The sequence below is a fragment of the Ruegeria sp. YTSA144 genome (assembly GCF_059610125.1).
This window is the reverse complement of sequence record NZ_JBXWNA010000001.1, coordinates 183,939-196,583: the sequence shown is the minus strand read 5'-3', so window position 1 is coordinate 196,583 and position 12,645 is coordinate 183,939. Positions and strand designations below refer to the sequence as shown.

The 12,645-nt window shown below is 59.4% G+C and carries 13 protein-coding genes and 1 tRNA gene; 12 read left to right on the top strand and 2 right to left on the bottom strand.

The features are described from left to right. The first annotated feature begins 22 nt into the window (after positions 1-22). A tRNA-Gly gene (locus AC2FF8_RS01035) sits at positions 23-96 on the top strand. A 124-nt stretch (positions 97-220) separates the two neighbouring features. Here AC2FF8_RS01035 and AC2FF8_RS01030 read toward each other — a convergent pair. After that, positions 221-1,243: a LacI family DNA-binding transcriptional regulator gene (locus tag AC2FF8_RS01030; RefSeq protein ID WP_257600764.1), complete on the bottom strand. Its 1,023-nt coding sequence runs from the start codon at positions 1,241-1,243 to the stop codon at positions 221-223. Between the two features lie 134 nt (positions 1,244-1,377). Here AC2FF8_RS01030 and AC2FF8_RS01025 point away from each other — a divergent pair, with 134 nt between their 5' ends. From AC2FF8_RS01025 to AC2FF8_RS00975, 11 genes are all read left to right on the top strand, one after another. Continuing rightward, complete coding sequence (locus AC2FF8_RS01025) at positions 1,378-1,563, top strand: hypothetical protein (RefSeq protein WP_170344203.1); 186 nt, start codon at positions 1,378-1,380, stop codon at positions 1,561-1,563. 23 nt (positions 1,564-1,586) lie between these two features. After that, positions 1,587-2,732, top strand: a complete 1,146-nt coding sequence (locus AC2FF8_RS01020) for a TRAP transporter substrate-binding protein (protein WP_171362834.1) — start codon at positions 1,587-1,589, stop codon at positions 2,730-2,732. 111 nt (positions 2,733-2,843) lie between these two features. Next, a complete protein-coding gene (locus AC2FF8_RS01015) occupies positions 2,844-3,356 on the top strand; it encodes a TRAP transporter small permease (RefSeq protein WP_170344207.1) in 513 nt (170 codons plus the stop codon). An 11-nt stretch (positions 3,357-3,367) separates the two neighbouring features. Next, positions 3,368-4,696, top strand: a complete 1,329-nt coding sequence (locus tag AC2FF8_RS01010; protein WP_496878707.1) for a TRAP transporter large permease — start codon at positions 3,368-3,370, stop codon at positions 4,694-4,696. A 12-nt stretch (positions 4,697-4,708) separates the two neighbouring features. Continuing rightward, complete coding sequence (gene hisD / locus AC2FF8_RS01005) at positions 4,709-6,016, top strand: histidinol dehydrogenase (RefSeq protein ID WP_171725392.1); 1,308 nt, start codon at positions 4,709-4,711, stop codon at positions 6,014-6,016. Continuing rightward, the gene (locus tag AC2FF8_RS01000) at positions 6,009-6,770 is read left to right on the top strand and encodes an SDR family NAD(P)-dependent oxidoreductase (RefSeq protein ID WP_496878706.1); all 762 of its coding nucleotides are present in this window, start codon (positions 6,009-6,011) and stop codon (positions 6,768-6,770) included. Before hisD ends, AC2FF8_RS01000 begins: the two co-directional genes overlap by 8 nt. Beyond that, positions 6,767-7,747 carry a zinc-dependent alcohol dehydrogenase gene (locus AC2FF8_RS00995; protein WP_170344213.1) on the top strand — a complete coding sequence of 327 codons (981 nt, stop codon included), beginning with the start codon at positions 6,767-6,769 and terminating at the stop codon, positions 7,745-7,747. The genes AC2FF8_RS01000 and AC2FF8_RS00995 overlap by 4 nt, the downstream gene beginning before the upstream one ends. Positions 7,748-7,770: 23 nt before the next feature. Continuing rightward, positions 7,771-8,181, top strand: a complete 411-nt coding sequence (locus AC2FF8_RS00990; RefSeq protein WP_170344215.1) for a universal stress protein — start codon at positions 7,771-7,773, stop codon at positions 8,179-8,181. Between the two features lie 49 nt (positions 8,182-8,230). Further along, entirely contained in the window at positions 8,231-8,737 is a 507-nt protein-coding gene (gene comD / locus AC2FF8_RS00985) for a sulfopyruvate decarboxylase subunit alpha (RefSeq protein WP_117868908.1), read from the top strand. Further along, positions 8,734-9,288 (top strand): sulfopyruvate decarboxylase subunit beta, encoded by a 555-nt coding sequence (gene comE, locus AC2FF8_RS00980; protein WP_496878705.1) that lies wholly within the window; start codon positions 8,734-8,736, stop codon positions 9,286-9,288. The genes comD and comE overlap by 4 nt, the downstream gene beginning before the upstream one ends. After that, a complete protein-coding gene (locus AC2FF8_RS00975) occupies positions 9,288-10,403 on the top strand; it encodes an alpha-hydroxy acid oxidase (RefSeq protein WP_496878704.1) in 1,116 nt (371 codons plus the stop codon). Before comE ends, AC2FF8_RS00975 begins: the two co-directional genes overlap by 1 nt. A 43-nt stretch (positions 10,404-10,446) precedes the next feature. Here the strand turns inward: AC2FF8_RS00975 and AC2FF8_RS00970 are convergent, their stop codons facing one another. Further along, complete coding sequence (locus AC2FF8_RS00970; protein WP_496879259.1) at positions 10,447-12,492, bottom strand: ASKHA domain-containing protein; 2,046 nt, start codon at positions 12,490-12,492, stop codon at positions 10,447-10,449. Positions 12,493-12,645: the final 153 nt, after the last annotated feature.

Below are 12,645 nucleotides of genomic sequence, written 5' to 3'. Positions count from 1 at the left end.
TGGTGCTATTTCATCTTACAGGGCGGGTATGATGTAATGGTAGCCTGTCAGCTTCCCAAGCTGAACGCGCGGGTTCGATTCCCGCTACCCGCTCCAGCAACGATCTGTAAAGTGCTGTTAATCAATCAAAAAGATGACGCCGCGTGGCTTTCCACCACCTTTACGGATCTAACCGGCGCATGTTTCCGTGGATCTGCTCAACGGGTTGATAAAGCCGGCGCTACCTGTTGAGGCCAAGCAGAGACTCTCTGCCTACGATGCGGGTCGGCAGTTCGACAGATTTGCCCGGTGCGTTGGATTCGATCATCTGTATCAACGCCAAAGCAGCCTTGCGTCCCATGTCACGATGAGGAACATGGACAGTTGTCAGGGCAGGGGCGACGATGCGCGCAAGCTCGATATCATCAAATCCGGTGATCGATACATCTTCGGGTACCCGAAGTCCCATCTGCTGAGCTTGCCGCACCGCACCGACGGCCAGAACGTCGTTGCCGCACAAAACCGCGGTCGGCGGGTTGTCATTCGACATGAGATGCTTGAATGCCTCGGCACCGTTTTCAATCTCGTACGAGGTTTCGATCACGACCAGATCGTCTTGCGAAAGGTCATGTCGGGACATCGCGTCTTTTATCCCCTGGATCCGTAGGCGCGCACGGTCGTTGCCCTTGCTGATGCCTGAAATCGTTGCCAACCGCGTATGGCCTAATTCGATGATCTTGCTTGTCAAAGCCTCCATCGCCCGTCTGTTGTCAAACCCGACGGACGGTATTGGTTCGTTTGGCAGGAAGGACCACGCGACCAGGGCCGGCACTTTACGCCTTTCGAGATAGTCGTAGATTTGCGCGTCACGGTCATGCCCGATCAGCAACAGCCCGTCGGCGCCCCGCGCAACCAGCGTTCGGATCTGTTCTTCTTCTGCGGCCGGTTGATAGGCCGAGCTGGAGACCAGCAAGGTGTAGCCCTGTTTGTGGATCTCCTCTTGAAACGCCTGCAACCCCCTTGCGAAGATTGCATTTTCCATCGTCGGGATTATCGCGCCAATCGTGAAAGAACGCCGTGCAGCCATCACGCGTGCCGCAAAGTTTGGCGTGTATCCCAGGGAGTCCACGGCAGACAGAACACGTTTCCGCGTTGCCTCGACCACCTGTTGCGGGGTGTTCAGGCACCGTGACACGGTGGCAGTGGAAACGCCTGCTGCCTTGGCAACGTCATCCAGCGTCGGTGCGGACCGATGTTTTGACATTCTCGAACTCTCAATTCCGGTTCGCCTAAGTTAGTCGCATTCTTCCAAGGATGAAAGCGTTTATGTAAGCGCTTGCATTTATGATGTAAGCGCTTACAAAGGTATTTGAGCCGATTCTGAAGGGAGTCCCGGAAATGTATCTCGCTGCATCAGTCATCGTTTTTGCGATCTATTTCGCAAATGTCGCTTTGGGTGCTTTTGCGAGCAGCGCGTTTCTTGGCGACGTTGGAGAGATGTTGGTTCTGTTCGCGGCTTCGATCCTGTTCGTTGTCGCAATTCTGAAAAAGGAAGCTGACCGGAACGCACAAGACGGCAGCTGAACTTTTGCTTGGGAGGGCAATTGATGAAAACCGACAAGACCGAACTGGCATCGGCCGAGCGCCGCAATTTTCTGAAACTGAGCGCCAGTGGCGCGTTCACGGCCGCAATGGTGGCTGGGGCAGGGGGCGTTTTGTGGTCTTCCGAGGCCGCTGCGCAGACCGCGAAGGAAGAGAGCGAGCGTGAAAAGGCCGCAGATCACGTGATGACCGTGGCCACGGCCTATGTGCTTGGCGCGTCGCGCAGCTATCCGATCATGCAGTTGGACCTGAAAGAAAACATTCAGAACGCCACAAACGGCAAGGTCTATGTCAAACTGGCCCCCGGCGGTCAGCTTGGTGCGGGTGGCGCACTGGTCCAGAAGGTGCAGGGCGGCACCATTCAGGCCGCGCAGCATTCGCTGTCGAATTTCGCGCCGTTCGCGTCGACAGTCGACCTGATCAACATGCCGTACCTGTGCGGCTCGAACCAGCGTTTCACCAACCTTGTCCATTCGGACACGTGGAAAAATGAGGTTCACCCCAAGGTCGAGGCCGCAGGATTCAAGGCCCTGTTCTATGTAAACATCGACCCGCGCGTGGTTGCGGTTCGTCAGGGCGGCAATGCCGTACTCACCCCCGGTGACATGAGCGGGATCAAGTTCCGCGTGCCGGGATCGAAGATGCTGCAACAATACTACCGGATGGTCGGCGCGAACCCGACGCCGGTAGCCTGGGGCGAGACCCCGTCGGCCATCAAGCAGGGCGTTGCGGATGCGCTCGATCCTTCGGTTGGCGCGCTCTATGTCTTCGGTTTCAAGGATATCCTCAGCCATGTGACCTTCACGCAGGCGGTGCCGGACAGCCAGGTTTATTCCTGTAACCTGGAATGGTTCAACTCGATGCCTGCCGATGTACAGGAAGGCATCATGTGGGGATCGGAAATGACCAGCCACCAGAACCTGTCCAAGGTTCCGTCGGCCCGCGCCTATGCCATGGCCGAGCTGAACAAGGCCGGGGTGCAGTTCCATTCGCTCAGTGACGATCAACTGGCGGAATGGCAGGATGCAGGCGGGTATCAGAACGCCGATTGGGATCCGTTCAAGATGGAACTGGCCGGATCGATGGAAAACTTCGAAAAGCTCGTCGAAGCCGCCGGTACTCAAGGCAAATATTACGTCCACGACGCCTAAGGCCCAAGCCGTGGACGCCTGACAGGCGTCCACGAACCTTACTTTCAGTCAGCCCGACAACATCCCGCTACGGCAGGCGCGGGCCTGGCTGTCCTTTCGTCGGAGGATCAGATGACCATTCTTCAAAACATAGACCGGAATGCAGAGCGCTGGTTGCTGCTGGTGTTCTACGTGATGCTGGTGATTACCATGGCCATCGAGGTGCTGCGGCGCGAGATTTTTGCCTATTCGTCGATCTGGGGCGAGGAAATTGTCCGGTATTCCTTCATCTACCTTGCCTGGATTGGTGCTGCCGCTGCGGTGAAGGAGCGGGCGCATATACGGATCGATGTGATCATGCACTACATCGGGCCACGACCCAAAGCGGTGCTTTATATTTTTGGCGATCTGGTGATGTTCGGCGTGGCGATCATCGCGCTCTACTGGTCGTATGAGGCGGTTCATGTTTCGGCCAAGTTCGGCTCGGTCACGGATGGGCTTCGGGTCTCGAAAGTCTGGTTTCTTATGGCCGTGCCTACTGGATTTGCCCTGATGATATGGCGGCTGATCCAATCCTTCCTGCGTGACCTGAAATCACTTCGTGACGGCACCCCCGTCTTCGAAGGCGACAAGCTGTTTGACTGAGGAGAATACGGATGCTTTGGAATTCCCTCAATCAAACCGTTGAACTGGGCTGGGATTTTTACCTGCCGGTGATCCTGTTCGTAGGCCTGATCGCCTTGGCCGTGCCCGTTTGGGCCGCCATAGGAACAGCGGCGATCGTGATGCTGATCATGTCCGGTGATCTACCTCTCAGCCTGGTCGGAGAAAGCCTGTTCACAGGTATCGACGCATTTGCCCTGACCGCGGTACCCTTGTTCATCCTGACCGGGGACGTTCTGGTACGGACCGGTCTGTCGCGCAAATTCCTGGACGTAGCCGAGGCGCTGACCTGCTTCGCCAAGGGCGGGTTCGGGTCGGCCACGGTTCTGGTCTGCGGTATGTTTGCCGCGATTTCAGGGTCGGATGCCGCCGGGGCGGCGGCGGTTGGTCGGATGACCATCAACCGGCTGGTGGAAAGCGGATATCCGCGCCCCTATGCCTGTGCTCTGGTTGCGGCTGGTGCCTGTACCGGCATCCTGATCCCGCCTTCGATCGCCTATATCATCATCGGCCTCGTGCTGGGTATTTCCGCCTCGACCCTGTTTCTAGCAGCCTTGATCCCGGGTCTGGCCATTCTGGTGTCGATCCTGATCACCAACATCATCATGAACCGTCTTTACGCCTATGAGGGCGGCGGCATGATGACCATGGGGGAATGGCTGGCCAATCTGGGCAAGGCGCTGAAATCGGGCTGGTACGCCTTCATCGTGCCGGGGATCATTTTCTACGGCATCTTCTCAGGTCGCCTGACCCCGACCGAAGCCGGCGCAACCGCCGTGATCGTCACCATCATCATGGGCTTCATCCTGCGCACACTGACGCTGGCGGACTTTCCATCGATGCTGGTCAGTTCGGCCAAGGTGAACGGAGTCATCCTGCCGATCATCGCCTTCTCGGCACCCTTGGCCGAAGCACTGGCGATCATGGGCGTGCCACAGGGCTTCGTGGCCTCGGTCACGTCGCTTACCGATGATCCGTATCTGTTGATCTTGCTGATGATCGGCATCCTGATCGCAGCGGGCTGCGTCATGGAGACAACGCCGAACATCGTGATCCTGGCGCCGATCCTGAAACCGCTGGCCGACAATATCGGCATGAATGAAATCCAGTTCTGCATCATGATGATCACCGCGCTGGGTGTGGGCTTCATCACGCCGCCGCTGGGTCTGAACCTGTTCGTCGTATCTGGCATTACCGGTGAGTCCATTCTGAAGATTGCTGCCCGGGCCATTCCTTTCGTATTGACCATGCTGATCGTGGTGATCCTGATCGCCTACGTGCCTGCTGTGTCGACCACACTGCTTCCTGAAATCTACCAATAGGACCTGCTGAACATGCCTCGTGAATATTTGAAAAAGGCGACTTTAACCGCTCAATCACATGCCTCAGAGGTGCATGATACGGTCAAGACCATCCTTGCCGATATCGAGGCCGGTGGCGATGCCAAGGCGCTGGAATACGCCGTCAAGTTCGACAAGTTCGAAGGAAACGTCCTGATGACGCAGGACGAGATTGATGCCGCCATCGCGCTGGTGCCGGAAAAACTGAAGGCCGATATACGCTTTGCCCATGACAACGTCCGACGCTTTGCCGAGACGCAGAAGGCTACCGTGTCGGACGTACAGATGGAGATCGTTCCCGGTTTCGTTGCGGGGCAAAAGGCGATCCCGGTGGATGCGGCAGGATGCTATGTTCCCGGTGGGCGCTACAGCCATATCGCCAGCGCGATCATGACGGTGACAACGGCCAAGGTCGCCGGGTGCCGTCATATCACCGCCTGTTCTCCTCCGCGACCGGGCGAAGGTGTTGCGCCCGCGATTGTCTATGCCGCGCATATCTGCGGAGCCGACAGCATTCTGGCCATGGGCGGTGTACAGGGCGTGGCTGCCATGACCTATGGTTTGTTCGGTTTGCCGCGCGCCAATATCCTTGTGGGGCCGGGCAACCAGTTCGTAGCCGAAGCCAAGCGCATCCTGTACGGCAAGGTTGGCATCGACATGATCGCGGGTCCGACCGACAGCCTGATCCTTGCCGACAGTTCCGCGGACGCCCATGTGGTGGCAACCGATCTGGTCAGTCAGGCAGAGCACGGGTACAATTCGCCCGTTTGGCTGGTAACGGATGATCGCGACCTTGCGCGGAAAGTGATGGAGCTGGTTCCGGTTTTGATCGACGATCTGCCAGAGCTGAACCGCGAAAATGCCTCGGCCGCGTGGCGCGACTATGCCGAAGTCATCGTCTGTTCCGACCGCGAAGAGATGGCCGCCTGTTCCGATGAATATGCGCCCGAGCACCTGACGGTTCAGGCCGAGGATCTGGATTGGTGGCTGGATCGGCTAACGTGTTATGGCTCGCTGTTCCTGGGTGAGGAAACCACCGTGTCCTACGGAGACAAGGCGACCGGGACGAACCATGTTCTGCCAACGTCCGGTGCGGCCAGCTATACCGGCGGTTTGAGTGTTCACAAATACATGAAGATCGTCACCTGGCAGCGGGCCACGCGTGAAGGTTCCAAATCGATCGCCGAAGCAACCGCCCGGATTTCCCGACTGGAAGGAATGGAGGGTCACGCCCGTGCAGCGGATGTGCGTCTGGCCAAGTATTTCCCGGATGAAACGTTCGACCTGACCGCCGATGGATGACCCGCGCGCATTGTTTGACCTGACGGGCCGGGTGGCCTGCATCACCGGCGCCAGTTCGGGGCTGGGGCGGCAGGTGGCGCGGACACTTGCCGCAGCCGGCGCGCGTGTTGTCGGCGTGGCCCGGCGCAGCGACGCGTTGGCGCAGATGCAGGCCGAAATCGGCAACAACGCAGAAGCGGTGGTCGCCGATGTTTCGGATCGTGACGGAATGAGCGAGCTGGTGCAGACGATCAATTCGAAGTTTGGAGCACCGGACATCATTGTACATGCGGCTGGGGTCAACACACGCGAGGCTGCCGACGATGTTACTCCTGAAGGATGGGATGCCACGCTTGCACTGAACCTCAGCGCGCCGTTTTTCCTCAGTCAGGCCATGGTGCCCGAAATGAAAAGGAAGGGGTGGGGGCGTATCGTCAATTTCGCCTCGCTGCAAACAACGCGCGCGTTTCCGGGCGGCATTGCCTATGGGGCCACCAAGGCCGGGATCGGGCAACTGACCCGCGCGATGGCCGAGGCCTGGTCGCCCTTTGGCATTACCGCCAACGCGATCGGTCCGGGGTTCTTTCCCACTGAACTGACGCAGGCCGTGTTCGACGACCCCGAGCGCGCAGAGCGGAACGCCGCTCAAACCTGCATTGGGCGCAATGGACAGATGCAGGACATCGATGGACCGATCCTGTTTTTGTGCTCGAACGCGTCCGGCTATGTCACGGGGCAGGTTCTTATGGTTGATGGAGGGTTCACGGCCAAATGAAGGCGCTGGTTTACCAAGGTGTGGAACAGATGGTGTTCGGTGAGGTGCCGGATGCCGAGGCCGGTCCATCCGAACATTTGATCCGGATCGAGGCGGTCGGCATCTGTGGATCGGACATGCATGCCTATCTGGGACACGATGCGCGTCGTCCGGCACCGCTGATCCTTGGGCACGAGGCGGCCGGTGTGATTGTTGACGGGAAACGCGCCGGTGATCGTGTGACGATCAACCCGCTGGTCAGCTGCGGTCAATGCGCGGCCTGCCTTGCCGGCCGGGAAAACCTGTGCCCGGATCGCCAGATCATCTCGATGCCGCCGCGCGAAGGGGCGTTCGCGCAATACGTCACCATGCCTGCCAGCAATCTTGTCGAAGTTCCGGAAGATATATCGTTTGCCAAAGCCGCGCTGGCGGAACCGCTGGCGGTAAGCTGGCATACGGTCCGGTTGGGGATCGAGGCGCTGCATCCGGCGATGGACCGTCGCGCACTGGTGATCGGCGGCGGGGCCATCGGCCTTGCGGCGGCCTTGGCCTTGCGGGCAATGGGCGTCGATGACGTGACAATCGCGGAACCAAATGAGCTGCGTCGGACTTACCTGGCGAAAATCGAAAGCTTTGCGCTGGTGGGTTCAGCCAAGGGGACTTACCCGTTGGTCATAGATGCCGTGGGCTATGCCGCGACGCGGTCGGTTGCCTCGGCCATGGCCGAACCGGGGGGCGTGATCGCGCATGTGGGGTTGGGAGAGGATGCCGGTGGCCTGGATATTCGCCGGATGACCTTGCAGGAAATCACATTCATCGGGACTTACACCTACACCGCCAAGGACTTTCGCCAGACGGCTCAGGCGATCTTTGACGGGCGGCTGGGGGCTCTGGACTGGATCGAAGAACGCGCCCTGGCCGACGGCGCGCAGGCGTTTTGCGATATCCGATCTGGCGCCGTGGCCGCACCCAAGATTATCCTGAAACCCTGGGGATAGAACTGACAGAACTGGAGACCTTCATGTACACGAAAATACTGGTCCCGTTGGCTTTGGATCACGGCATATCGCAACACACTCTGGAAATCGCACGGGCCTTGTCAGGAAAGGGCGCGGAAATAATTGCGCTGCATGTCTACGAGATGCCTCAGGGATCGGTCAGCGCCTATCTGGACAAATCGGTTGTCGCCGAAGGTTTCGAAAGGGCCCGTTTGCAATTGCTGCAAAAAATCGAGGGGCTTGAAGGGGTGACGGCCGAAATCGTCAAAGGCCATACCGCACGGTCCATCATCGATTATGCCAGCAGCAAAGATGTCGACTGTATCGTAATCGGCTCGCACAAACCGGACCTGAGCGACTACTTCCTGGGATCGACCGCTTCGCGCGTCGTCCGCCATGCCCCCTGTGCCGTGCACGTGCACCGAAGGGCGTGAATTCCTCAATCGCGCGTCTAGCGCCCCAAACAGGACCAAAAGCTGGATCATGAACATAGACAAGAAGATCACCGACGATCTGGTGGCGAACGATATCTCGTTTGTCACCACTGTCCCGTGCAAGCAATTGGCAGGTGTCATCGCGGAAATCGATGAGCGTGATGGCATCTATCACATTCCGTCCAACAAGGAAGACGAAGGGATGGGCCTGTGTGCAGGGGCGTGGATGGGCGGCAAGCGTCCCGCGATCATCATGCAGAACACGGCCATTGGCGTGACGATCAACACGCTGGCGACGCTGATCCAGTATTACCGGATGCCGCTGCCGATGCTGATCTCGTACCGGGGCGAACTGCGCGAGCCCATTGCCTGCCAGGTTGAAATGGCGGTTCACACCAAGGCGCTGTTGGCCCAGTTGAACATCCCCACCTACCACTTCCACCATCAGGCGGATGTCGAGGAGCTCGACGCGATCCTGAAATACACATTCATGTGCAACAAGCCGGTCGCCATCCTGACCGACGCCAATTTCTGGGGAGGCTATGGCGACCAATGATCCGTTCTGAAATACTAAAAGAAATCGCCCCGATCCTGCGTGATCAACTGGTTGTCTGCAACATCGGCATTCCCAGCCAGGAACTGCACGCCATCGACGACCAGCCAACCAATTTCTACATGCTGGGGACAATGGGCCTGGCGTCCTCGATCGGTCTGGGGCTTGCGCTGGCCCAGCCTAAACCGGTGATCGTCATTGATGGGGATGGCTCGATCCTGACCAATCTGGGGACGTTGCCGACCATCGCCAACAACGTGGCAGACAATTATATCCTGCTGATTGTTGACAATGGTTCGTACGGTTCGACCGGCGATCAGCCGACCTATGCCGGGCAAAAGACCTCTCTGGCCAAAATGGCCGAAGCAGCCGGGTGTGAGCGCGTGATCGAATGTGCCGCCGAAGACACCGGACGCGTGCTGCAAGAGGCGCTGGACGCCAAACAGATGACAATCATCGTCAGCAAATGTGAAAGCGGCAACGCCAAGATGCCGCCGATCACGATGGATCCAGTCGTCATCCGCGACCGCTTCATGAAGGCCGTTCAGGCCTGATGGGCGCAAGCGCCATCCACAGTGCCGAGGACGCCCGCCGCCTGGCGCGGCGGCGTCTTCCGTGGATGGTGTTCGACTATATTGATGGTGCAGCCGGGGCCGAGATGGGTGCCGGTCGCAATCGGTCCGCTTTGGATGCAATGACCTTGCGCCCGCGTATCCTGCGCGACGTCAGTGAAAGATCTCTGGCAAGTTCCCTGTTCGACCGGCCCGCGAAACGCCCGTTTGGTATCGCGCCGATGGGCATGTGCAATTTGTCCGCGCCGGGGGCCGACTTGATGCTGGCCCGCATCGCAGCACGCCATGAAGTGCCGCTTGGTGTTTCGACTGTCGCCTCGACCGCGATGGAGGATCTGATCGTCGAAGCTGAAGGCCATGCCTGGTTCCAGCTGTATTTCAGCGGCGATGGCAGCGGCACGTTCAAGCTTGTCGATCGCGCCAAGGCAGCGGGGTATGAAACACTGGTGCTGACCGTGGATGTGCCCGAGGTTGGACGACGCCCGCGCGAGTTGCGCCATGGGTTCAAGATGCCCTTCAAAATGGGTCCCAAGCAGGTGATGGATTTTGCCTTGCACCCGCGGTGGTCCTTGCCGGTGCTGCTGAAAGGCAAGCCGGAAATGGCGAATTTCCTGATGGATGGCTACGATTTCGACCGAACCGAAAGCCGCGCCAAGGCCACATGGGAGACATTGGCCCGCCTGCGCGACCAGTGGGCCGGGAATCTGGTAGTCAAAGGCGTATTGGATGCAGACGACGCGCAAAGGCTCAAGTCAGCGGGCGTGGACGCCATTCAGGTCTCAAGCCATGGTGCACGCCAGTTGGAAAGTGCGCCCGCGCCAATCACGGTTCTGCCCGAGATACGCAAGGCCGTCGGTCCGGATTTTCCGCTTTTCTACGACAGCGGGCTGCGCTCGGGTGAAGACGTCCTCAAGGCACTTGCGAACGGGGCGGACTTTGCCTTTTTCGGTCGCATCCTTCAGTTTGCAATAGCGGCCGAAGGCGAAGCGGGCCTTGAACAGCTATGGTCGGTACTCAGCGAAGAAATGAGCATCGCCATGGCCCAACTAGGCGTCACGTCGCTGGACGAGGTCCGACGCAACGCCTGTTATGGGTGAGGACAATGACCCGAGGTTTCCCACGGGTCACTGAACTGTCGGTTTAACCGCGACGCCTGCGACGACGTCCGCCACCTGCTTCGGTCTCGCCGCCGGTGTTGAAGCTTGGGTTGGGCAGTGTGACAACCTGGGCCAGTTCCGGGAACGGGTCGGTCTTGTGCGGGATCGCATTGGCGGCCACGAAATGATCCTGAAACTTCGGCTCGATGGCGGTTTCGATCTTGGTGATCTCGCGCACGACGCGTTCGATCTCGGCGCGCGATCCGATATTGCACAGCGCGATACGCGCGCCGGTACCTGCGGCGTTGCCCGCGCTCGAGACTTTCTCCAGCGGCGCATCGGGTATCATCCCCAGCACCATGGCGTGTTTGGTCGAGATATGCGCGCCGAACGCACCGGCCAAAACCACGCGATCCACCTTTTCGACGCCCATTTCGTCCATCAGCAGGCGTGCGCCTGCGTACAATGCGGATTTCGCAAGCTGAATGGCACGGATGTCACCCTGCGTGACGGTGATGCGGGGGCCGCCTTCGGCGCTGGCGTCGTGGATCAGATAGGCGTGTGTGCGACCTTCGGGCACGCAGCGGGCCGTACCGGTCTGTTCCGCCGATCCGATCAGGCCGCCTTCGTCCAGCAGGCCAGCGATACGCATCTCGGCCACTGCCTCGATTATACCCGAACCGCAGATGCCGGTGATCCCGGTCGTGGCGATATCCAGATCAAAGCCGTCTTCGTCGGACCATTTATCGGACCCGATGACGCGGAACCGGGGTTCCTTGGTGACGGGGTCTATCTCAATTCTTTCGATTGCGCCGGGTGCGGCGCGCTGGCCAGAACTGATCTGAGCGCCTTCGAAGGCAGGCCCGGTGGGCGAGGAACAGGCGAGCACGCGGCTGGTATTGCCCAGCAGGATTTCAGCGTTGGTGCCCACGTCGACGATCAGAACCAGATCTTCGGACTTGCCGGGTTCTTCGGACAGGGCCACCGCCGCGCAGTCCGCGCCCACATGGCCCGCGATACAGGGCAGGATATAGACCTGCGCGCGTGGGTTCATAGTGGTCAGATCCATCTCGCGCGCGGGCAGGGAGATGCTTTCCGACGTTGCCAGTGCAAACGGCGCCTGACCCAGTTCCACCGGGTCCAGCCCCAGCAGCAAGTGATGCATGACCGGGTTGCAGACGAATACCGTTTCCACGATCAGAGAGGCATCGATGCCCGCCTCTTCGGCAATCGACGTGGCCAGGTCATTGATCGCCTCGCGCACGGCCCTGGTCATCTCCTGATCACCGCCGGGGTTCATCATGGAATACGAAACACGGCTCATCAGGTCTTCACCAAAACGGATCTGGGGATTCATGAGGCCGGAGGATGCCTTGACCTCGCCGGTTTCCAGATCGGTCAGATGCGCGGCGATGGTGGTCGATCCGAGGTCGATGGCCAGACCATACAGCCCGCCTTCATGCAGGCCGGGCCAGATTTCGACGATACGCGCTACGCTGTCCTTGTGACCTTTGTGAACCGCCACGGTGACTTCCCATTTGCCCTTGCGCAGAACTGGTTGAAGTTTGGACATCAACGACAGGTCCGCCGTGACGGCTTCGATGCCCCACTGTTCGCGCAACGCGCGCTCGAGCCGTTCCAGATCGCCGGTGGGCGAATGCATGTCGGGTTCTTCCACCACAACGAAATAAAGGCGCGTGGCCGGGTCCATCGTGATGGCACGCGCGGCGGCCGCCTTGCGCACGACCTGCCGGTGTACCTGGCTTTCCGGCGGTACGTCGATCACCACGTCGCCCTGAACCGAGGCCTGACAGCCAAGACGGCGGCCCGGTTTCAACCCGCGCTTGTCGTCATAACGCTGTTCGACGGCGTTCCATTCGCTCAGCGCGCCCTCGGACACCGTGACGCCGTGCTTGGGAAATTCGCCATAGCTGGGTGTGATCTGGCACTTTGAACAGATGCCGCGGCCCCCACAGACCGAATCCAGATCCACCCCCAATTGACGGGCCGCCGTCAGTATTGGGGTGCCGACGGGGAAGTGCCCGCGTTTGCCGGACGGGGTAAAGACGACAAGAGGGTCGGTGGTCATCAGTGACATACCTTTTCATATTCGCGCGTATGCCGGGCAAGATATGGGTTTGAGCGAAAAGGGAAAGGCCATCAGCGGCACGATCTGCACAACGAGCGTCGTTTTCTTCCACTGCATCGACAGCCAGAGCCAAAGAGTTGCCCCCAAGGGCTT

Coding starts and splice junctions, on each gene's coding strand:
- AC2FF8_RS01030 (WP_257600764.1), bottom strand. CDS start 1,243: ATGTCAAAACATCGGTCCGCACCGACGCTGGATGACGTTGCCAAGGCA.
- AC2FF8_RS01000 (WP_496878706.1), top strand. CDS start 6,009: ATGGATGACCCGCGCGCATTGTTTGACCTGACGGGCCGGGTGGCCTGC.
- hisD (WP_171725392.1), top strand. CDS start 4,709: ATGCCTCGTGAATATTTGAAAAAGGCGACTTTAACCGCTCAATCACAT.
- comE (WP_496878705.1), top strand. CDS start 8,734: ATGATCCGTTCTGAAATACTAAAAGAAATCGCCCCGATCCTGCGTGAT.
- AC2FF8_RS00990 (WP_170344215.1), top strand. CDS start 7,771: ATGTACACGAAAATACTGGTCCCGTTGGCTTTGGATCACGGCATATCG.
- AC2FF8_RS01015 (WP_170344207.1), top strand. CDS start 2,844: ATGACCATTCTTCAAAACATAGACCGGAATGCAGAGCGCTGGTTGCTG.
- AC2FF8_RS01025 (WP_170344203.1), top strand. CDS start 1,378: ATGTATCTCGCTGCATCAGTCATCGTTTTTGCGATCTATTTCGCAAAT.
- AC2FF8_RS01020 (WP_171362834.1), top strand. CDS start 1,587: ATGAAAACCGACAAGACCGAACTGGCATCGGCCGAGCGCCGCAATTTT.
- AC2FF8_RS00975 (WP_496878704.1), top strand. CDS start 9,288: ATGGGCGCAAGCGCCATCCACAGTGCCGAGGACGCCCGCCGCCTGGCG.
- comD (WP_117868908.1), top strand. CDS start 8,231: ATGAACATAGACAAGAAGATCACCGACGATCTGGTGGCGAACGATATC.
- AC2FF8_RS01010 (WP_496878707.1), top strand. CDS start 3,368: ATGCTTTGGAATTCCCTCAATCAAACCGTTGAACTGGGCTGGGATTTT.
- AC2FF8_RS00995 (WP_170344213.1), top strand. CDS start 6,767: ATGAAGGCGCTGGTTTACCAAGGTGTGGAACAGATGGTGTTCGGTGAG.
- AC2FF8_RS00970 (WP_496879259.1), bottom strand. CDS start 12,492: ATGACCACCGACCCTCTTGTCGTCTTTACCCCGTCCGGCAAACGCGGG.